This window comes from Methylotenera sp. (genome assembly GCF_029945535.1).
Classification (GTDB): Bacteria; Pseudomonadota; Gammaproteobacteria; order Burkholderiales; family Methylophilaceae; genus Methylotenera.
Genome location: NZ_JAQSCU010000019.1, coordinates 1 through 20570, shown reverse-complemented (window position 1 = coordinate 20570; position 20570 = coordinate 1). Strand labels below are relative to the sequence as shown.

Genomic DNA, 20570 nt, shown 5'->3' with positions numbered 1-20570 from the left:
AGGGATATAAAATGGCAGATATTATTAAAATGTTGGAAGAGGAAGAAATTGCCCGTTTAGGCAAAATCATCCCATCTTTCGCACCAGGCGACACTGTAGTAATTGGCGTGAACGTAGTTGAAGGTACACGTAAACGTGTGCAGTCATACGAAGGCGTTGTAATCGCTAAACGTAACCGTGGTTTGAACTCATCATTCATCGTACGTAAAATCTCATCTGGTGAAGGTGTTGAGCGTACATTCCAAACTTACTCACCGCTAATTGCTAGCATTGAAGTTAAACGTCGTGGTGATGTTCGCCGTGCGAAACTTTACTACCTACGTGAGCGTTCAGGTAAATCAGCACGTATTAAAGAAAAATTGTTCACACGTGAAAAAGAAGTTATGGCTCCAGAAGCAAAAGCTTAAATCTAAGCCTTTATTGCTGAATAGCAAAAACCCAAACGTCGAAAGGCTTTTGGGTTTTTTTACGACTATGGTTTTATACCTGTAGTTATTCCGCTAAATAGTCTGACAAACCATTCACTACCGTCATTCCGATGAAAATCGGAATCCAGAGGCTTAGCAACATTGCAAAAGTCTCTAGATTCCCTGTCAGACCGTAAAGGTCTTCACCGTGGAATATATGTGCTAAAACACATTATTCACATGCGAAAGCACGGAATGATGGTAGTGAAAGTTACTTATGGCATTGGGTGACTTGATGGATTGGTTATATAAGTCTTATCACTATAGTTTACGCCCATGATTTTTCGTTTGCATCTGCACTGTATTGGTTTAACATAACATGATGATTACTCAGTACGAAGCCCTCATTGATGCACCTTTTGGTGTGGTAGCCATTGCCATGCAAGGCAATCAGCTCGGGATTGATTTGTTGCCAGAACCCCCTTCGCAAGAGCATCTGCAGCTATATCACCCCGCCGTAATAAAAAATGCCATCATCAGGCAAGCTTATGAGCAGATCAATCAATATCTACAGCAGCCCAATACTCAATTTCATACATTGCTTCACTATCAACACGGTACAGCCTTTCAGCAGAGCGTTTGGCAGGCCATTGTCGCGATTCCGTTGGGGCAAGTTGCAACCTATGGGCAGATTGCCAGCCAAATCGGCTCAGGGCCTCGCGCCGTGGCAAATGCCTGTGGTGCAAACAATATCCCTCTTATCATTCCATGCCATCGCGTCGTTGCGCAAAATGGCATAGGCGGATTTATGCAAGGTAAAGAAAATGGTTTGGTCATTAAACGCTGGCTATTAGCGCATGAAGGTGTGCAAGGCTATACACATGAGTGAGCGCACGCTCTCGCCGCAAGACTTAGCAGAGCTTGATACCTTCATTGACCATTTGTGGCTAGAAGATGGTTTATCTAAAAATACGCTAGAAAGTTATCGCCTAGATTTAACCTCATTTGCCCATTGGCTCACACCACAAAATAAGCAATTACTCACAGTAGACCAAGCTGATATTCAGCAATATCTCGCGGTGAAATTTCCACAAAGTGTGCCGCGTAGTATTAGTCGATTGATTGCAAGTATGCGCAGATTCTATCGCTACTTAATGCGCGATAACAAAATCAGCCTAGACCCGACCATTCAAATTCAATCGCCTAAATTACCACGCAGCTTGCCTAAAAGCTTGAATGAAGAAGAGGTCGTTGCCTTACTTAATGCGCCTAATGTGGAAGAGTCAGCAGGATTGCGCGACAGAGCGATGCTAGAGCTGCTCTACGCCTGTGGATTGCGTGTATCTGAGTTAGTGGGTGTCAAAGTCACAGAAGTCAGCGTGAGCGACGGCATAGTGCGAATTACAGGTAAGGGCAGTAAAACACGCTTAGTGCCGATGGGTGAAGAGGCTGTGGATTGGATTTCGCGTTATCTAAGTGATGCGCGCTCGGCAATTTTACAAAAGCGTTTATGCGATGCGTTGTTTGTCACCAATCGAGGTGAGGCGATGACGCGCCAAGCTTTCTGGTATTTGATTAAGCGCTATGCCTTGCGTGCTGGTATTAATAAGCATATGTCACCGCATGTGTTGCGCCATGCATTTGCCACGCATTTGTTGAATCACGGTGCTGATTTGCGAGTGGTGCAAATGTTGTTAGGGCATTCGGATATTTCAACTACACAGATTTATACGCATGTGGCGCGGGAGCGTTTAAAGCAATTGCATAGTATGCATCATCCTAGGGGCTAATTTCCCATTCGTCATTCCGACGAAAGTCGGAATCCAGTGTCTTTTAACTGTGTAGGTTATTGAACCGTGTCGGGGGGTAGCCCGACAGCTAGTCACTTTCTTTTAATTGCCTGAAAAGAAAGTAACCACAGAAAACGGCACCCCAACCCCACGGGCTTCGCCTTCCCTGCGCTACTCAACATAAAGGCAGCAATCGGAAACTCGCCAATAAAATCACTTGGCTCAAACAGCCGCTTGCTGAAAACTCCTTTAAGTTTGCGTTGCTCGGCGTGGTGTAAGGGAACGTGAGGGGTAAGTATTAAGCAATTTCAAAAATTATTGGCATGTGGTCACTTAATCTGAGCCACTCAGCAGGATTGCCTATTTCTAACTGTGCTGATGCCAAAAGATTTTTTGATGTAAAAGCATAGTCAATATGATACGGCTTTTCAATTTTACGATGCATATAAAATGTTGCTGAACTTTCTTTACCTTGAATCTCTTGCTTGAGGTGATGGTAAATGCTGTGAATTTCTAATTTTTGTAAATCTGAAACTACGTCTGAATGATTCCACCATCGGTCCCATTTATCCCAGCAGGCGTTGCTATTAAAGTCGCCGCAAACAACGGCTTGAGCTAACGGTAATTTTGATTTATGAACTTGAAGATATTTCCACAATTGCCCAATGTATTGAAATGTAGGGGAGTTGGCTTGTTTAGTCCATACAGCCAAAACTGTTAAATTATCATTTGCTAGAAACGGAATAAAAGACTCTAGACCTTGTGTTTCCCAATCAAGCAATGTTAGAGATATGGCATCTTTGGCGAATACGCCAAGACCTGAGTTTTTATTGTTACCTAGCCATAGATAATTGGATGCCCAGTTTATGTAGGCAATGTCTTTACTGCGCACAGGATCTTCGCACTCTTGAATAATTAAGATATCAGCATCCATATGCTTTATGGATTCAAACTTTCTACGAAATGCCCCATTGCAATTCCAAGTTACAATTTTCATGTTATCTAATTTCTGTTGCGTTCAACAATTACCCCCAACGCCTTCAATCCCGGCAATATCCCAGGTTTTGCCACTTTAATCTTCACACTTAGCGCACCAAATTCTTTCAATATCAATTGGCAAAGATATTCAGCTAAGGCTTCTACTAATTTAAAGCTGTTTTCAGTTAAGGTTTCGCGTATGCGTCTAACGACTGCGCCATAGTCTATGGTGTCGGCAATGGTGTCGCTTTGGCAGGCGTTAGTTAAATCGTAGCCAATTTCAATGTCTAGGATAATGGTTTGCGGCATCATGCGTTCCCACTCGGGTACCCCTAGTTTTGTTTGTACTTTAACTTGCTCTAAAAATATGGTGTCCATTGGCTTTATTCTCGTGTCGTGATTCCTGCAATCCAGAATCCAGTAATATTTTGAATATTAAACTACAATTGCAATGTGCGAGTGTGCATCGTACAAAAGTTTTAGATAACGGACGGATTGTTATTCACTTTCGTCATTCTGAGCATAGCGAAGAATCCAGCAAGTTGACTTATGGCTTGGATTCTTCGCTATGCTCAGAATGACAGGGTATTTGTGTGGTTAAAATGGATTCCCGTTGGCGCGGGAATTACGGTAAAGAGAGATTTTATGAATGAATTAGGGTTTGTACCAGTCACGTTAATTCCTGTGGTTTGGATTGTGGCTGCGTATCTATTGGGTTCTGTTGCATTTGGTATTATCGTGAGTAAGCTGTTTGGGTTGCCTGATCCGCGTACGGTGGGTTCTGGTAATCCGGGTGCGACTAATGTATTGCGTAGTGGTAAGAAGCTGGCTGCAGCGCTTACATTGTTAGGTGACGTGCTTAAAGGTTGGTTGCCAGTTTGGTTAGCTTTGCAGTCTGATATGTTGATGTGGGTAGTTGCTTCAGTTGGTTTAGCTGTATTTTTTGGGCATTTGTATCCAATTTTTTATAAATTTAAAGGCGGCAAGGGCGTGGCGACAGCGCTGGGCGTGATGTTAGCTATTTCGCCATTGCTCGGTTTAGCGGCAGTGGTAACGTGGATTGTAGTTTTTGCTATTTCCCGTTATTCATCACTCGGTGCGATTGTGGCGGCAGCACTTGCGCCAGTGTATGCATGGTTTCTATTGTCAGCATATAACGACTATGTTATTGCGGTCACTATTATGGCGGTAATGCTGATTTGGCGCCACAGAAGCAATATTCAAAAGTTGCTGGCTGGCACTGAATCGAGTTTTGGTAAGAAAAAGTAAGCTGTCTTTTTAAATAGCGGGTTTTTGCAACTCTGCTAAATCCCAACGTGGGCGCACGCTAAAGCCATAGTTTTTATTACCATTACCATTACCATGCATGGCTTTTAGGCGCATGGCACCTGCAAAGGCAATCATCGCGCCGTTGTCAGTACAGAACTCTAAGCGTGGATAGCTCACCTTGCATAGCTTACGTTTGGTCGCTGCATTCAATTTTTCACGCAGTTTTGAATTTGCGCCTACGCCGCCCGAAACCACCAAATTATCTAAACCTGTTTCACGCAAAGCTGTCATGCATTTCAGCGTTAATATCTCAGTCACGGCTTCTTGAAATTCCCACGCAATATCCGCTGTAGTTGCAGCATCTAAGGGTTGGTGTTGATTCACTAGTGTTAACACCGCCGTTTTTAAGCCGCTAAAGCTAAAGTTTAAATCACCACTGTTCAATAATGGTCGTGGTAACTTAAAGCGCGCCTTACCGCTTTGGGCTAATTTAGACAGCGCAGGGCCACCTGGGTAACCTAAACCTAATAATTTAGCGGTTTTGTCAAAAGCTTCACCCGCAGCGTCATCTAAAGTGTCGCCTAGTAATTCATATTCGCCAATGCCATCTACACGCATCAGCTGGCTGTGACCGCCCGAAACAAGCAACGCTACAAATGGAAAGGCTGGTGGGTTAGCCTCAAGCAAAGGTGCAAGCAAATGCCCTTCAAGATGATGCACATTAATTGTAGGAATTTGTAAGCTAAACGCGAGTGATTCAGCAAAGCTAGTGCCAACTAATAGCGCTCCAGACAAACCGGGGCCTTGTGTGTAAGCGATTGCGTCGATATCTTGTAGCGTTTTATTAGCAGTTTTTAGTACGTTTTCAGTAAGAGGTAGCACGCGACGAATGTGGTCGCGCGAGGCAAGTTCTGGCACCACGCCGCCATATTCAGCATGCATTTCAACTTGTGAATGCAACGCGTGTGCGAGCAAACCTTGCTCGGTATCGTATAATGCAAGCCCTGTTTCGTCACAGGATGATTCAACACCTAAGACTATCATTTGAGAAATTCCAGCATCTATTTAATGACTTTAAATATTTTAAAGGTTGAATTATTGCGCATTTAGGGCATAAATGCATAAAAGTAATTGAATAAAAACAATTATGCGATTAAAATAGTCGGCTTTTCTCAGTTTCTAAATCAGAAGCGCGTAAGTGCCTGTTAGAAATTTGAGTATACCCATATTAAATTTGTTGTTATAAGAGAGATCGAATGTCTAGTGTACGCGTAAAAGAAAATGAGCCGTTTGACGTTGCCCTTCGCCGTTTTAAACGCCTAATTGAAAAAACAGGTTTGTTGAATGATCTTCGCGCTCGCGAGTTCTACGAGAAACCAACATGGGAACGTAAACGTAAAGCTGCTGCCGCTGTTAAACGTCAGTATCGCCGTTTGCTAAAACAAACACTTCCAGCTAAACTTTACTAGTCATAGTATGGCTGATACAAACAACGCTCCAGCAGCGCCAGATGAAGCATTTTGGAGTTTGACAGATAAGTTCATTGGTTTTGCCAATGAACAAGCTGCAAGCAACGATGTTGGTGTGGTGAATGCGAGCTTCTTGTTTGCGTCTGCACGGTTCAATACGTTTTTGATTGCCACGCAGTGTGGTACCAAAGAAAACTTTGAAGCTGAAAAAGCCGCCGCATTAGAGTACTTTGTTAATCAATACAAAATCGCCCTGACTGAACATATGACGGATTATCAGGCTAAGTTTGATACTTACATCAAGAGTGCATAAGTTTTAGATGAGCCTTAAGTTACAAATCACTGAAGATATGAAAACCGCAATGCGTGCTAAAGATAGCGCGCGTTTAGGTGCTATTCGTTTATTGCAAGCCGCTATTAAGCAGCGTGAAGTGGATGAGCGTATTGAGTTAAGTGATGCGGATGTTATTACCGCAATCGAAAAAATGCTCAAACAACGCCGTGATTCAATCGCTGCTTATGAATCTGCAAACAGAACAGATTTAGCCGATGTTGAGAAGTATGAAGTGAGTGTGTTGCAGGAGTATTTGCCACAACAGCTGACTGAGGCGGAAATCCTAAGTATTTTAGATCAAGTGGTGGCAGATACAGGCGCTGCTGGCGTTAAAGATATGGGTAAGGTAATGGCTGCGATTAAGCCGTTAGTTGCTGGTAAGGCTGATATGGGAAAAATATCAGGTTTGATTAAAACTCGATTAGCTTAAGTTAAAGACAGGTAGCAAAAAATACTAAAGGAGCGAAAAGCTCCTTTTTTGTTTCTGGGTATTTCTATTTCGTTTCTATTTGTAGAAGCGACTTTTCTAAAATAAGCTAAAATTACCTAAAATCTTATAAAAGCAGAATACTTTGATTCCAGAGAGCTTTATTCAAGAGTTATTAAATCGCGTTGATATTGTCGACGTGATTGATAAAAGCACGCCCTTGAAAAAAGCGGGAGCTAATTACTCTGCATGCTGCCCATTCCATAACGAAAAGTCTCCGAGTTTTACTGTCAGTCCAACTAAGCAGTTTTATCATTGCTTTGGTTGTGGCGCGCATGGCACCGCCGTTGGTTTTTTAATGGAATACCAAGGTTTAAGTTTTGTTGAAGCGATTAATGATCTTGCTCGAATGGTCGGAATGATCGTACCGCAAGAAGCACGCGATGCAAACAAGCCTGAGCATAAGGTTGTATTGGGTTTGCAAGAGTCATTACAGCAAGCGGCTCAATACTATAAAGCTGAACTGAAAAAATCTCCTCGAGCCATTGAGTATCTAAAAGCACGTGGCTTAAGCGGGCAAGTGGCGGCTAAATTTCAAGTAGGGTACGCACCGGCGGGTTGGCAAAATTTGCAGAGTGTTTTCCCAAACTATGACAACGAAGCGTTGAGTGTTGCGGGCCTAGTCGTTGAGAATGACCAAGGTCGCCGCTATGACCGATTTCGTGACCGCATCATGTTCCCGATTCATGACCAAAAAGGTCAGGTGATTGGCTTTGGTGGCCGCGTGATTAATCCAGAAGATACGCCTAAGTACTACAACTCCCCAGAAACGCCACTATTTCAAAAAGGCCATGAGCTTTATGGTTTGTTTCTAGCACGCAGAGCGATACGCGATGCAGGGCGCGCGTTGGTAGTTGAAGGTTATATGGATGTAGTCGCGTTGGCTCAGTATGGTATTGAGTATGCTGTGGCAGCATTAGGTACTGCTACCACGCCTTTTCATATTACTAAGTTGATGCGGCAAACCGATGAGGTGGTATTTTGTTTTGACGGCGATAATGCAGGGTTAACCGCAGCTTGGCGTGCGGCCATGAACGCTTTGCCGGCGCTTACGGATGGCTTGAAGTTGTCATTCTTATTTTTGCCCAAAGCGCATGACCCTGATTCTTATGTGCGTGAGTTTGGTAAAGAGCAATTTGAGGCGGAAATTAAAACCGCAATGCCACTTTCGCAGTATATTTTGAAGCATTTGAGTGAAGATAATCCTTTGCAAAGCCAAGAGGATAAAGTGCGTTTTTTAAACGAAGCTGAACCCATCATGCAGCAAATCAATGCGCCACGCAGCGCGATGTATTTGCGCAAGAAGGTAGCGGAATTAGCGCAATTATCCATAGATGAAATGCAGAGCTTGCTTAAGTTGCCTAATCTGAATAAAGCGCCTGTGCAAGCTAGGCCAAAGCTTACGCGTACAACCAACTCTCTGCATCACCATTTTTGTTTAACCATGATTATGCAGCCTGCGCTGGTAGGTAAGGATGATCTGCTGTGGATATCGGGCAGTTCAGGTGATGAATTATTATTGAGACAGACTATTGAAACTTGCCTCATGCATCCTCATTCTAAACCAGTAGTGATAATGCGCGAGTTGGAAAGTAAAGTTGATACCAATATCATTACTGAGCTTAAAAAAGAACTTAATGTGCTGGATGAAACACTGGACTTAGCTCTTGCGATGTCTGGTGCAAGGCAGCAATTAAAGCAGCTTTATCTACAGAAAAATGAAAGTGCGTTGCTGGCACAGGTCAGTGAAAAGCCTTTAAGCGCACTGACGGAGGATGAGCGAAGCTTGCTAAAAAGTTTAGGGAGTAAAGTTAAAAAATAGTTTTTACTGGTCGTGTTTAGTGTCGCGACGTTGAATTATTAGCAGCGCCTGTAGGTCAAAATAGCGATATTTTCTGCTATAATAGAGGGTTACGGAAATTACATTCACCATGCCAATTTTTAAATAAAAACATGGTAATTGCATAAATTAGAGGTGAGTACATGGCAAGACCAAAGAAAAGCGATCAGTTAGCAGAAAAAAACAAAATGGAGTTCGTTAGCCCTGAGCTGCAAGAAGCTAGTGCTGAAGAACGCCGCTCACGTTTAAAATCTCTAATTGTATTAGGTAAAGAGCGCGGCTACTTAACCTACGCTGAGATTAACGATCATCTTCCAGATGATGTACAAAACTCCGAGCAAATCGATGGCATTATCGGCATGATTAATGACATGGGCATTCAGGTGTACGAAGAGGCGCCTGATGCTGAAGTGTTGCTAATGTCTGATGCTCCGCCTGCTGTGACTGATGAAGATGCTGTAGAAGAGGCTGAACAAGCACTTGCTACAGTAGACTCAGATTTTGGTCGTACAACTGACCCTGTGCGTATGTATATGCGCGAAATGGGTACAGTGGATTTACTTACCCGTGAAAGCGAAATTGAAATTGCACGTCGTATTGAAGACGGCCTTAAACATATGGTGCAAGCGATTGCTGCCTGCCCAACGACTATTGCTGCTTTATTGGCATTAGTTGATAAAGTTGAAAACGATGAGTTAAGCGTTGATGACTTAGTGGATGGCTTGATTGATTCTGATGTGGGTGCAGTTGCCGATGTGGTGATTGAAGCCGCAGAAGACGAAGATGAAGTTGATGAAGAGATCGACGAAGGTGAAGATGAAGACGGCGCAAAGGCTGCTGCTATCTCTGCTGAAGCGCTCGCAAAACTTAAAGAAGAAGTTGTTAATCGCTTTGCGGTAGTGCGCGCAGCGAACAAAAAAATGACGGAAATCTTACCTTTAAGAGGCTCACAAGACCCTGAATATCAAACTTTATTATCAGAAATTCTGGTTGAATTAACAGCATTCAGATTCTCTCCAAAACAAGTTGAAGGACTGTGCGATCAAGTGCGCGATTTAGTTGAAACTATTCGTAGCCACGAACGTAAAGTGCTTGATTTCTGCGTAGAAAAATCAGGTATGCCTAGATTGCATTTCATTAAATCATTCCCAGGTAATGAGAGTAATTTAGGCTGGTTAGCTGAAGAATTGAAAGCGGATAAGCCTTATATTGAGAAATTAATCCGTTATAACCACTCAATTTTAGATCAACAACAACGTTTGATTGATTTAGAAAAAAATGTGGGTATTCCAATCAAAGAGCTTAAAGAAATCAATAAGCAAATGACGACTGGCGAGGCGCGTGCGCGTCGTGCTAAACGTGAAATGATTGAAGCTAACTTACGTTTGGTAATTTCGATTGCTAAAAAATACACAAACCGTGGCTTGCAATTTTTAGACCTAATTCAAGAAGGTAATATCGGCTTGATGAAAGCCGTTGATAAATTTGAATACCGTCGTGGTTTCAAATTCTCAACCTATGCAACATGGTGGATTCGTCAGGCGATTACACGTTCTATTGCCGACCAAGCACGTACCATTCGTATCCCTGTGCACATGATTGAAACGATTAATAAAATGAATCGTATCAGCCGTCAGATTTTACAAGAAACCGGTGTAGAGCCAGATCCAGCATTGCTTGCTGAGAAAATGGAAATGCCTGAAGACAAGATTCGTAAAATCTTGAAAATCAGCAAAGAGCCAATTTCAATGGAAACGCCAATCGGTGATGATGAAGATTCACACTTAGGTGACTTTATTGAAGACGGACAAACATTAGCACCAGTGGATGCCGCGATTTACGCGAGCCTACGTGATGCGACCAGTGAGGTGTTGGAGTCATTGACGCCACGCGAAGCAAAAGTATTACGTATGCGCTTTGGTATTGAAATGAATACAGATCACACCCTAGAAGAGGTTGGTAAACAGTTTGATGTCACCCGTGAGCGTATTCGTCAAATTGAGGCGAAAGCGTTGCGTAAGCTGCGTCATCCAACTCGTTCAGAAAGATTGCGTAGTTTCTTAGAAACAGGACAAGATTAACTAGTCTTGATTTCAACTCTTAGTTTAAAATAGCGTCTTTAAAAGTTTTGGCCCCCTAGCTCATGCTTGGTTAGAGCAGCGGACTCATAATCCGTTGGTGCTGTGTTCGACTCACAGGGGGGCCACCAAAATAAAAGGACTCGGAGAAATCTGAGTCCTTTTTTCTTATGTAGTTGTCAGAGCCAACTTTCGGGCTAAAAAGAATATTCAACAAAGTAACTCAAGACAAACCTCAATTCATTCTAATGACACAAAAATAAGTTTTAATTGGTTACTAAAAACTATTACGATTTAGATCTCTATATGGAAAATAGACTGAAAATTTTAAAATTAATAATTTGTTTCTTATTTTTCCTATTCACAACTTCGATATATGCAGCCGCTGATCAAGAAAAGAAACCAGCTGAAATATTTGCTGAATATTTGCCAATGGCAGAAAAAGGCGATGCAAATGCTCAGAACAAAATTGCAATTAACTATCTACAAGGTAATGGTGTAATAAAAAATTTCGATAAGGCCCTTTATTGGTTCGAAAAAGCAGCCAAGCAAAGTCAGCCAGAAGCTCAGTTTTATTATGGAAAGTTTATTCTAAACGGACAATCCACCGAAAAGTCTCCTGAAAAAGCAATGCTATGGTTTAAAAAGGCCGCTGAGCAAAGCGATGTTAATGCTCAGAATATGTTGGGAGTTTTATATTCGATTGGGCTCGGTACAAAAATAGACTACCCCGAGTCGTTCAAATGGAATAAAAAAGCCGCAGAAGCAGGCAATGCTGAGGCTATGTACAATCTGGCGCAGTTATATGAAAAAGGTGTTGGGGTTGAGCAAAGTAGTACTAAAGCAATATTTTGGTATGAACAATCCGCAAAGCAAGGCTTTACATCATCTGAATTTGAGCTAGGTATAGCATATCTTCAAGGTTTAGGTGGATATGAGAAAAATGAAAACAAGGCCATCGAATGGCTTGAAAAAGCTGCAAATAAAGGTAGCGAGCAAGCACAGAATAACTTGGCGATCACATATTTAGAGCAAGGTAAAAGTGATAAAACAAAATTACCACTTGCTGTTTCTTGGTTAAAGAAACTATCTGAACATGGTATTGCGAAATCGCAAGCAATTTTAGCTGATTGTTATTTTGATGGCATTGGTGTTGATAAAAACGATCAATTGGGTATTGACTGGTTAAAGAAATCTGCTGAAGGCGGCTATGGGTTTTCGCAATATAAATTAGGACTGATTTACCGTGATGATCAATATACTGCATACCCAAAGATTAAAATTGCTAAAAAAGATAATCAATTAGCGGATATTTGGCTTAAAAAGTCAGTTGCAACTTGGACTGTTGGGGCAAAAAATAATGACAAATTCGCGATTGAGAATTTGGCAAATGCCTATAAGGAAGGTATTGGAGTTCAAAAAGATTTAACTTATGCAACAGAACTTTATTTACGCTTTATGGAGATAGATAAGTATAAATATCAGAGAAGTCAAAAGAACTTAGGTTTGATTTATTCAACAGGTTTAGCTAAAGAGCAAAATGCAAAGGAGTCTAAGGCTACTATAGACAGAATGGCAAAAACACAGAGTAAAGCAGCAATGAAATTTTTGGCGCGCTTCTACAATGGATATGGACCAGAATACGGTGGAAACTTGAAGTTAGCAAGATATTGGTATGATAAGGCTGCTAATGGTGGGGATGTTGACGCTCAATTAGCGCTTGCTAGGCTATATATGGCTGATGCCCCAAATGAGGCTGGAATCGAGGCACGTCCAAGCTACACAAACGCCTTGTATTGGTATAAAAAAGTAGTCACTAATGACAAGCCTTACGCCCAATATGAGCTGGCTAAGCTTTATATTGATGGCAGAGGTGGCGAGAAAAATCCTAGAGAAGCTATGGCCTTACTTACAAAAGCAGCTAATAGAAATCTTTTTGATGCTCAATTGGATTTAGCTAAAGCCTATAAAGAGGGAGTAATCACTAAGCAAGATTATCCTAAAGCACTTGAGTTATTTAAAAGCTTAGCTACAAATATTTATTCTGTAGATGGGAATAGATACGAAGATTTTTACAACACAGCAATGCCTGTAGCTGAAATATATGAAAATGGATTAGGTGTGCCATTGGATAAATCACAAGCCTATGTCTGGTATAGCTTAGTTATCGAATATTCAAAGAAAATTGCGAGTATAAAGCCATTGTCGGTTGGTGCCTTTCCGTCCGCATCTGATTACAACCCTGAAGAAGACGCCCCTAATGGTTTTAGACTTGAGATTGGGATAGACTCATCCGCAGAAGCTAAGAGAATTCAAAATATTAAAACCAAGTTGAATACTTTAGAAAAAAGTATGACGACAGCTGAAATTAACACTTCAAAAAATGCACTTAGTGATTGGAAAGATAAACACCAAAATAAACCAATAAATTCTATTTAGTTTATAAGTGCATTCGGAATTTGATATGAAAAAAAACAATAACACAGCAAACATTCTCAATATTTTTGCTAGCCTGATTTCTAGTTATAGCATCAGTGGTGTTTGTGAAGACTTACCGTCGTCATCAGTTAGATTGCCGGGGATTTATCATATTTTGAAAGAAGATGCGCAAAATAAGCCGACCATTACTATCGAAGAAATTGAAAAGTGTATGGGACAAGATAACAATATTCGACAAAAGTATGACTACTTTCAGAGTGAAACAAAGTTAATTAATGATGAAGTCATGGTAGTTGAAAATCAGGTCAAAGAAAATGATAGTGCTAGACTTATAATAGAAAAAGAAGTCACAGTTCTTAATGCAGAAACTGCTCAAATGAATAGTCGAGGTGAAGTGCTGGATAAGAAAAAATTAGAGCTTACGGCTTTAACTTCTAAAAAAGTTGATTCGGCAGCAGCCAAAAAAATAAACTCACAAATAGATCAATTTAATAAAGAAGTTAAGCTACAAAATGCTGACTCATCTGCATTAAATGAACGTATTAGGCTTTTTAAAGAAAAGCAGAAAATTTTTAATGAGTCATTAACGCCATTAAAATTGAAGTTAGAATATTTGAACGATAAAACAACGCAGTTTAATAATCGAAAAAAATCATTTAACGATACTCTAATGACTTATAGTGAAAAATGTACAGGCGAGCGAAGACTTGAGAAGTAGTTTATTCATAATCCGTTGGTGCTGTGTTCGACTCACAGGGGGCTACCAAAATGAGGACTCGGAGAAATCTGAGTCCTTTTTTCTTTTTGTAGTCACTAGAGATTAAAACCATATTTCTAGTTATAAGGATGGGAAAGCCTATTAACTCAATTTTTACAATGTAATAAATGGTTGGAAAATATAGTCCATATTAACTATGAATCAATATAACTTTTCATCAACATTGTCACAATCTACCCATAACATGATTGCATGTATTAAATCGTACTTAAATATAAATTTATCAATTGGGGTTACACAAATGAAATTAATTAAAAGTATCTTATTTGCTGGCATGCTAGCCGTATCTAGCGTGACTGCATTTGCTGATTCAGCAACTAATCTGACGGTAGGATCCCTACCAACTTCACTTAATTATGGCAATTCATTTGCAGCTGCAACTACAGGCACAACGTTTTTTGATGCGTTTTATTTCACCATTCCGAATGGCTCTGCAAACTCTGTTACATCCTCAATTAACTTAGACAGTATTTTGGGTTTAAGTAACCTTAAAGCGCGACTTTATGCTGGCAATGTGAATGACACAGCAAGCTCAGTAGCGTCTATCATTGAAAATTGGGGAACTACAGTAAACTTCTCACCAACTGTAGGTATCACCACTGTGGTGTTAAATCCTATATCGTTATTGGCGGGTAGTTATACATTACAAATTAAGGGCACTGTTGCTGGCCTATCCGGTGGATCCTATGCAGGTGTGCTGAATATTACAACCCCAGTGCCAGAAGCAGAGTCGTATGCTATGTTGTTAGTAGGTTTGGGTGTAATCGGACTTATTTCACGTCGTCGTAGAATTAGCTAAATATTTTAAGTATTCCTGACAGGGCCTAAGCTCATAGTCCGTTGGTGCTGTGTTCGACTCACAAGGGGCCACCAAAATAAAGGACTCGGAGAAATCTGGGTCCTTTTTTCTTTTGTAATTTCCAATCGTGCATAATTGCTTCTTTCAATCTCGCTCATGTAATAACGATCCATATCAGCCAGCTTAGCTAAGGCTTCTTGAGAGAGGCCCTTTGCCTTCCTTGCTGCTCGTATGGCAGTACCCAAGCTAACAAGCGGGGGCTTTCAAGAGAGTGATGGTGATTCTTAGCCACATATTAATTAAAGTTTGCTTAGATATGTTTGTAGTTGCTGTGTAAGTGTAGGAGCCAGAGCTAATGGCTCTTTTATACAGTAGCAACAGGTGCCATGTTAAGTTGTTTGCAACGTCATCAAACACGTTTAATCAGACTAGTTAGGATTTTCAGGAAATAACTTCTGGGTTATTTTCAGTTCGACGCTCAATGAATAGATTGTTTCCAGGGATTTTCTTTGCTTGCTTCTTAGCGTTAACACAGGCTGCAGATACTTCATGGTGTGACGGATAATGATCTGGTTCAACAATAAGTGCTCCGATAGAAATACTGAGAATTGAATGGAAACGTCGTTCACCTTGGCGATCTTCAGTTTCAATACCCCCGCGTTGCTGATCAACACTCGTGTAAAACTGCGGAAATGTATCACTTACTTTCGACAGAAATTCCTCACATCGGGTTTCCCAATGCTCACTCTGAAAGAGTACGATAAAATCGTCGCCACCAATGTGTCCAAGAAAATCATATGGTCCACAAACCTCAGTCAGCAAACGCCCAGTTAATTGGATGACTTCATCCCCTTTTTTAAAGCCGTAGACATCGTTAAACGGTTTAAAGTTATCTAAATCACAGTAACAGGCAACAAATGAAACGCCGGACTCTAGCAAGCTGTCTATTTGTTCGCTGATGGGCACATTACCTGGCAACATTGTCAGTGGGTTAGCATATCGTGCTGCATTGATCTGCATTTGTGAGATTATTCTTAACAAGTCATGACCGCTACCCATGCCTCGGTATATACCGTTATCGGTAATAATAAAACCAATGGATAAGTGACGAGGGTCACTTTTTAGAATCAAATCACTTAACTCCTGCAAGCTAATCATTTGATCTACTATGATGGCTGAACGATCCATCATCATTTCGCAAGGTTTGCGTCCATATAATTCACGGCGGTAAGGACGTGCGTAGTCATTAATCATCATATTGCGCCCAATAAGTCCAATGGGACGACCATCAACTACTACTGGAAGAGCGTAAAGATCTGCATTCATGTCAAACATTTTGAACACATCTTCGTTATTACATGTTGGTGCAACTGGGGAGACGTGTTTTAGCAATTTCTCTACTGTAGCGCGATTCTGTAGCAAATTTTCTCGGGAAATTTCTATTCGCATTAGAGATTTGGTGATTTCAGTAGGTACTACTTGTGAAGGCAAGATGCTAGGCCTACCAATGTGATAACCTTGGCCATAAGTGATGCCAAGATCTCTAATAGCCATTAACTCATCTTGTATTTCTATACCCTCTGCGATAACAAGTGCACCTGATTTGGCGGCAATTTCCTGTATGGAGCGGGCAAATTGCATTTTTACTGGGTCGAGATGAATGTTATGAATGAAGTGCTTATCTACTTTGACATACTCAGGGCGAATCTCAGACCACAGGCGTAAACCAGAAAAACCCTCACCGAGATCGTCAATCGCGATTTCAAAACCCATATTACGATAATGCTGAGTTGCATCACGTAATAGCTGATAATCAAGGGCCTGAGCATTTTCAGTAAGTTCAATGATCACCTGATTAGGTTGTAAGCCTAACTCTTCAAGATATTTTAGAGTTTCTCCATTTTTTGAATCAGGTTGCAATAACACGTCAGGGCTGACATTTAGAAATATCTTACCTGACAGATTCTGTTTAGCGAAAGACTCAAGCACTGTGCGACGAGAAAGGTACTCGACCTCTGCCACCATGCCGCATGCCCTTGCCACACGAAATAACTCAATTGGAGTATGAAGTACGCTGGTTGCAGGACCGCGAATCAATCCCTCATATCCAATAATTTTGGCTTGCTGCATATCTAGTATTGGCTGAAAAACAGCGGTAAGCAGATTGCTTTGAACAATGTCATGAAGGTGTAGATGTAATGCTTCACCAAAACTTGAATCATGTTCCTTGGCGAATGTATTGTCGAAAATCCCGTTTATCATCACTATTTTTCAACTGAATAAAAAATCAACAATTGCATAACTAAATGACAATCTAATTAAAATCGGAAAAGTAGTTTAAATTATTCTTCCTAGTTCATGCTTTGATAACACTTCAGTCAGTAGCCTAAATAAGGCGAGAAAGTTAGTGTAGTCCAGTTCAATAAGTTCTAATATCTTCCTGTCATTAATCGTCACTATAATAATGCACTAATTTCAGTGAACTATACTGTCGATTACCATTTATGAAATATGAACTCTAGAAGGGGAATGCTGAAAATGAGAAAACCTGATAAAGACTATCTTGAAAAAGCAGCTAATTTAAATGAGGAAGATACTGAACGTCTATTAAGCCGTATGCGTACAAAATTAGTACGCAGAATAGATGACAAAATATTCAGTACTATTGAGGCTATAGCAATACAGCTTGAAAGAGAAGATGAGGAGCTTGAAGAGTGGCGTGAGAACAGAGTTAAATTAAACGAAAAATTTAAAGATACATAATTCGATTTTATACTGAGTTGCGAGTCATATAATTAATTAGCGAGGTTGTAATCAAATGGAACCAAACGTATTTAATGTGCTTTTTCTTTGCAACAATAATTCAGCACGCAGCATCATGGCAGAAAAATTGATGGAACACTGGGGCAAAGGGAAATTCAAAGCTTATAGTGCAGGTAATACCCCAAAAGGTTCGATCGATCCTTTAACGATTAAGACCTTAGAATCCCATGGGCTGAATATCGACGGGCTAAGAAGTAAAAGTTGGAATGAGTTTACTGGAAAAGACGCGCCTCATTTGGATTTTGTATTTACAGTTTGTGATGATGTAGCTGGTGAGGTTTGTCCAATCTGGCCTAGTCAGCCAATGACAGCTCATTGGGGAATTGAAGATCCTGTTGTAGCTAAAGGTACAGATGAGGAAAGACTGGAAGTGTTCCAAAGATGCTGTAGGTATTTAGAGAATCGCATTAAACTTTTCGTTGCTTTGCCAATCGATAATTTAAATCGAATTAAACTCAAAGGTGAAATAGATGCCATTGGGACAATTACAGGCTCCCCTAAACTCTAAACTAACTAAAGTAATTCTCAGTCTCAAGCTAGCTCTCAGAGCAGTAAGCGTGAATGAAATGTATTAAATATTGCTACATAGTTAATCACATACACAAAATGCGATGAACAACATAGTAGTACGCATCACTATTTCGCCTACTGATGCACTTATTAACCCAGTTTTATATAAGTCATAAAATCATCATCATGATCGCTTACAGTATTATCTTTAAGATGCGTGAAGGTTTTGTACAATGAAAAAAATGCTGTTTGTTTTACTGTTCTGTTCATGTAACGTAGCTTTTGCAAACTCAGCATGCGATATTCCAAAAAACGATTTTGATGGTTTATATTGCCTGAATAAAGTTTACCAAGAAGCGGATAAAGAACTAAACGAAAACTACAAAAAATTAACTACAAAGCTTGATAGTGACGGCAAAAAAGCACTTAAGTTCAGCCAGCTTTCATGGATGGAAGAGCGAAACAATAATTGCTCAAAACGTGAAGCCAATGGATTTTTTGTAAATCTAGATTGTGCCACTAGTACAACAATCAAAAGGTCTCAGTTCCTGCAAGACCGTATCAGAGAATGCTCAAGCTCAGGTTGCCAAAATAGCAAGCTTTAATGTTTAGCACGTCCATCAAGCTGGACGCCTAACGGCACCCTTGTATTCAATTGTTCCGTTTTATAATGGCGTGAGGCAAGCGATGTATCCAAATGATGACGTAGAAGGTCAAATCGTAATTAATGGTCAGTTAGTAGAAAAATTTACCGCCCCTAAATTTCGACCAGAGTTTGCGATGGGACTTGAAGTTCCGTTTATGAAAAACAATGGTGGCAGATTCTCCTGTAGCTTTCTATCAAGCATGATTGTTACAGGCCAGTCAGTTGAGAATATGCGCAGTGGAGTCTCATACGAATTTCATGGGCCGAGAATAGCCACCTTTGCCCTAAATGGAGGTTATGAAGCAGCGTCAGATGGTTATAGAAGTAGGGAAGTACAGCAGCTTAAGTTTGGTATTTCCTATCAAAGAGATTCTTTCACATGCCAATTACAGGGTTCAGCGCTAAATACTCATTTTGACGAAGCCAAGTCGCCTCTAGAAAATGCAAGTTTGTGGGAGTTCCGAATTGAATTTTATGTCCCTTTAGAAAAAGCCCGTGAGGTATTAAGTATTGGGGAGTCGCCTATGAAGTACTTCGACGAACGTCTGTCAAAATTATGAACTCACCATCGAACATTCCTACCAATCATTCAAACAGGACGCCTAACGGCACCCCTAAATTAAAACGTTAGAAGACCGATGTCACTACCCTTTCAATTCACAGACGCATCATGTACAAGCTACGTATTATTTTAGGGCTTATTGCGGGGCTTTTTCTTGCAGTGGCGATAAAGGAAGCATTTCCATCATTTCCAGCTGGAGGTATGGCACTCATCACTGCAACAGGAGTTGCTTTGGGAGTGGTTTGGTACGCGAAGGCAATTTCAAAGCGTTTGGGTCTTCCAGAAAAGCCCATTGTTCTTTCTCGTCCAGTAGAGGCCTTGTCACTATGGTTCTTTGGCATCGTATATAGCAGTATTTGGGCTGGCATCCTTGGCAGTTATTTACTTGCCTCTGTGGCAACTGTCTTATCGGTTTTAGCTGTGGCCGTCTGGCAATTTTACAAAACGCGTCGGAACACGATGGGGTATTACGTTTATGTGGCGGCCACTATGTTGAGTGGTATGGCTAGTCTCTTAATATTCGCGCGCTATGCCACGCCGTACAACTAACTCTGAGCTCAACCCGATGTCCTGCATTCGGCTTCGCGCCCTTACCTATGACGATAGGACTTTCAAAATGTCTACATTTTAAATGATTGCTAAGTGTCGAAAGTGAAGGATCTCGAACGAACGCTATTGATAAGTCCATTTTCAATTTTCATCTTACCTGATTAAGATCATTCAACTTAACCATTAACGCACATCAAATCCCAGCCTGCATAGCCTAAAAAACTTGCAGGCTTTTTTACGTCCAAAGTTAAAGAATGCATCAATTAATCTTGCTTTTAACTGCGCCTTTTCACCCATCTTATATGAAAGACCAACATGCCTATCTAAACATCAACCAAGGAGACTTACCATGAAAGAAGCAACAAGCAGCAGTTCCACCTCTGAAAACTCCACACTATCAATGCGCATCATTAAAATCGCATCCTGCCCCACATGTTCTGGTAAAGCCAATCTAACTTATCATTTTGGATGTAACAAAGACAATCAAGTACACATCCGCATTATTGAGAATTCTGGTGGTGGATTCTTTAGTGAAGAGTGGATACCACTTAAAGCAACTTTGGACGCATTAGATAAAGCAGCACATCCCATCACAGCAATCCCATTCATCAATCTGTTTATAGGTAAATCAGTTAACACACCTGGATTCTTATTAGCTGTACTGAAGCATGAAGGTTTAGTCAAATTGCTGGAAGGTAAAGTACGTGGCTATGAAAAGCTTGATTCAGTAGCGTTTATGGCCGAGGTCAATAAGCTAGTTTCCTCAGACGTAGATCTAAAATATGTACCAGTTACACCCATCAAAAAATCTG

The 20570-nt window shown here is 40.8% G+C and carries 22 protein-coding genes, 1 tRNA gene and 1 pseudogene; 19 read left to right on the top strand and 5 right to left on the bottom strand.

Annotated elements, in window-relative coordinates; translation table 11 throughout:
- The first annotated feature begins 11 nt into the window (after window positions 1-11).
- From rplS to xerD, 3 genes are all read left to right on the top strand, one after another.
- Window positions 12-407 carry a 50S ribosomal protein L19 gene (gene rplS, locus PSU72_RS14125; RefSeq protein WP_300433345.1) on the top strand — a complete coding sequence of 132 codons (396 nt, stop codon included), beginning with the start codon at window positions 12-14 and terminating at the stop codon, window positions 405-407.
- A gap of 379 nt (window positions 408-786) precedes the next feature.
- Window positions 787-1296 carry a methylated-DNA--[protein]-cysteine S-methyltransferase gene (locus tag PSU72_RS14120; protein ID WP_367186097.1) on the top strand — a complete coding sequence of 170 codons (510 nt, stop codon included), beginning with the start codon at window positions 787-789 and terminating at the stop codon, window positions 1294-1296.
- Entirely contained in the window at window positions 1289-2197 is a 909-nt protein-coding gene (gene xerD, locus PSU72_RS14115; protein WP_300433343.1) for a site-specific tyrosine recombinase XerD, read from the top strand. The genes PSU72_RS14120 and xerD overlap by 8 nt, the downstream gene beginning before the upstream one ends.
- A gap of 298 nt (window positions 2198-2495) precedes the next feature.
- Here xerD and PSU72_RS14110 read toward each other — a convergent pair whose 3' ends face one another.
- Together PSU72_RS14110 and folB are read right to left on the bottom strand one after the other, a co-directional pair.
- Window positions 2496-3194: an endonuclease/exonuclease/phosphatase family protein gene (locus PSU72_RS14110; RefSeq protein WP_300433342.1), complete on the bottom strand. Its 699-nt coding sequence runs from the start codon at window positions 3192-3194 to the stop codon at window positions 2496-2498.
- A 5-nt stretch (window positions 3195-3199) separates the two neighbouring features.
- Window positions 3200-3553 carry a dihydroneopterin aldolase gene (gene folB, locus PSU72_RS14105; protein ID WP_300433340.1) on the bottom strand — a complete coding sequence of 118 codons (354 nt, stop codon included), beginning with the start codon at window positions 3551-3553 and terminating at the stop codon, window positions 3200-3202.
- A gap of 267 nt (window positions 3554-3820) precedes the next feature.
- On the opposite strand from folB, the gene plsY reads away from it, so the two are divergent.
- Window positions 3821-4444 (top strand): glycerol-3-phosphate 1-O-acyltransferase PlsY, encoded by a 624-nt coding sequence (gene plsY, locus PSU72_RS14100; protein ID WP_300433415.1) that lies wholly within the window; start codon window positions 3821-3823, stop codon window positions 4442-4444.
- A 9-nt stretch (window positions 4445-4453) separates the two neighbouring features.
- Here plsY and tsaD read toward each other — a convergent pair whose 3' ends face one another.
- Window positions 4454-5488, bottom strand: a complete 1035-nt coding sequence (gene tsaD, locus PSU72_RS14095) for a tRNA (adenosine(37)-N6)-threonylcarbamoyltransferase complex transferase subunit TsaD (protein ID WP_300433338.1) — start codon at window positions 5486-5488, stop codon at window positions 4454-4456.
- 212 nt (window positions 5489-5700) lie between these two features.
- Between tsaD and rpsU the strand changes: the two genes are divergently transcribed.
- The 9 genes from rpsU (at window position 5701) to PSU72_RS14050 (ending at window position 14668) form a co-directional block, all read left to right on the top strand.
- Window positions 5701-5913 carry a 30S ribosomal protein S21 gene (rpsU, locus tag PSU72_RS14090; protein ID WP_013149160.1) on the top strand — a complete coding sequence of 71 codons (213 nt, stop codon included), beginning with the start codon at window positions 5701-5703 and terminating at the stop codon, window positions 5911-5913.
- Between the two features lie 7 nt (window positions 5914-5920).
- Window positions 5921-6226 carry a DUF3144 domain-containing protein gene (locus PSU72_RS14085; RefSeq protein WP_300433336.1) on the top strand — a complete coding sequence of 102 codons (306 nt, stop codon included), beginning with the start codon at window positions 5921-5923 and terminating at the stop codon, window positions 6224-6226.
- Window positions 6227-6233: 7 nt separating this feature from the next.
- Window positions 6234-6677 carry a GatB/YqeY domain-containing protein gene (locus PSU72_RS14080; RefSeq protein ID WP_300433334.1) on the top strand — a complete coding sequence of 148 codons (444 nt, stop codon included), beginning with the start codon at window positions 6234-6236 and terminating at the stop codon, window positions 6675-6677.
- Between the two features lie 142 nt (window positions 6678-6819).
- The gene (gene dnaG / locus PSU72_RS14075; RefSeq protein ID WP_300433332.1) at window positions 6820-8556 is read left to right on the top strand and encodes a DNA primase; all 1737 of its coding nucleotides are present in this window, start codon (window positions 6820-6822) and stop codon (window positions 8554-8556) included.
- A gap of 161 nt (window positions 8557-8717) precedes the next feature.
- Window positions 8718-10655: an RNA polymerase sigma factor RpoD gene (gene rpoD, locus PSU72_RS14070; RefSeq protein WP_300433330.1), complete on the top strand. Its 1938-nt coding sequence runs from the start codon at window positions 8718-8720 to the stop codon at window positions 10653-10655.
- 49 nt (window positions 10656-10704) lie between these two features.
- A tRNA-Ile gene (locus PSU72_RS14065) sits at window positions 10705-10783 on the top strand.
- Between the two features lie 175 nt (window positions 10784-10958).
- Window positions 10959-13091, top strand: a complete 2133-nt coding sequence (locus tag PSU72_RS14060) for an SEL1-like repeat protein (protein ID WP_300433328.1) — start codon at window positions 10959-10961, stop codon at window positions 13089-13091.
- Window positions 13092-13116: 25 nt separating this feature from the next.
- Window positions 13117-13809 carry a hypothetical protein gene (locus tag PSU72_RS14055; protein ID WP_300433326.1) on the top strand — a complete coding sequence of 231 codons (693 nt, stop codon included), beginning with the start codon at window positions 13117-13119 and terminating at the stop codon, window positions 13807-13809.
- A gap of 301 nt (window positions 13810-14110) precedes the next feature.
- On the top strand, window positions 14111-14668 hold the full coding sequence (locus PSU72_RS14050) for an FxDxF family PEP-CTERM protein (protein WP_300433324.1): 558 nt from the start codon (window positions 14111-14113) through the stop codon (window positions 14666-14668).
- A gap of 5 nt (window positions 14669-14673) precedes the next feature.
- Here the strand turns inward: PSU72_RS14050 and PSU72_RS14450 are convergent, their stop codons facing one another.
- Together PSU72_RS14450 and PSU72_RS14045 are read right to left on the bottom strand one after the other, a co-directional pair.
- On the bottom strand, window positions 14674-14913 hold the full coding sequence (locus tag PSU72_RS14450; protein ID WP_367186096.1) for a helix-turn-helix transcriptional regulator: 240 nt from the start codon (window positions 14911-14913) through the stop codon (window positions 14674-14676).
- 196 nt (window positions 14914-15109) lie between these two features.
- Window positions 15110-16930, bottom strand: a complete 1821-nt coding sequence (locus tag PSU72_RS14045) for a GGDEF domain-containing protein (RefSeq protein WP_300433323.1) — start codon at window positions 16928-16930, stop codon at window positions 15110-15112.
- A gap of 276 nt (window positions 16931-17206) precedes the next feature.
- On the opposite strand from PSU72_RS14045, the gene PSU72_RS14040 reads away from it, so the two are divergent.
- From PSU72_RS14040 to PSU72_RS14015, 6 genes and pseudogenes are all read left to right on the top strand, one after another.
- Window positions 17207-17431 (top strand): hypothetical protein, encoded by a 225-nt coding sequence (locus PSU72_RS14040; protein ID WP_300433322.1) that lies wholly within the window; start codon window positions 17207-17209, stop codon window positions 17429-17431.
- Window positions 17432-17486: 55 nt separating this feature from the next.
- On the top strand, window positions 17487-17999 hold the full coding sequence (locus PSU72_RS14035; protein WP_300433321.1) for an arsenate reductase ArsC: 513 nt from the start codon (window positions 17487-17489) through the stop codon (window positions 17997-17999).
- Window positions 18000-18234: 235 nt separating this feature from the next.
- Window positions 18235-18606 carry a lysozyme inhibitor LprI family protein gene (locus PSU72_RS14030; protein ID WP_300433320.1) on the top strand — a complete coding sequence of 124 codons (372 nt, stop codon included), beginning with the start codon at window positions 18235-18237 and terminating at the stop codon, window positions 18604-18606.
- Window positions 18607-18688: 82 nt separating this feature from the next.
- Complete coding sequence (locus PSU72_RS14025) at window positions 18689-19207, top strand: hypothetical protein (protein ID WP_300433318.1); 519 nt, start codon at window positions 18689-18691, stop codon at window positions 19205-19207.
- A gap of 110 nt (window positions 19208-19317) precedes the next feature.
- Window positions 19318-19758, top strand: coding sequence for a hypothetical protein (locus tag PSU72_RS14020; protein WP_300433317.1), 441 nt, complete (start codon window positions 19318-19320; stop codon window positions 19756-19758).
- Between the two features lie 349 nt (window positions 19759-20107).
- Window positions 20108-20570 (top strand): annotated as a pseudogene (locus tag PSU72_RS14015) (hypothetical protein); the annotation flags it as partial.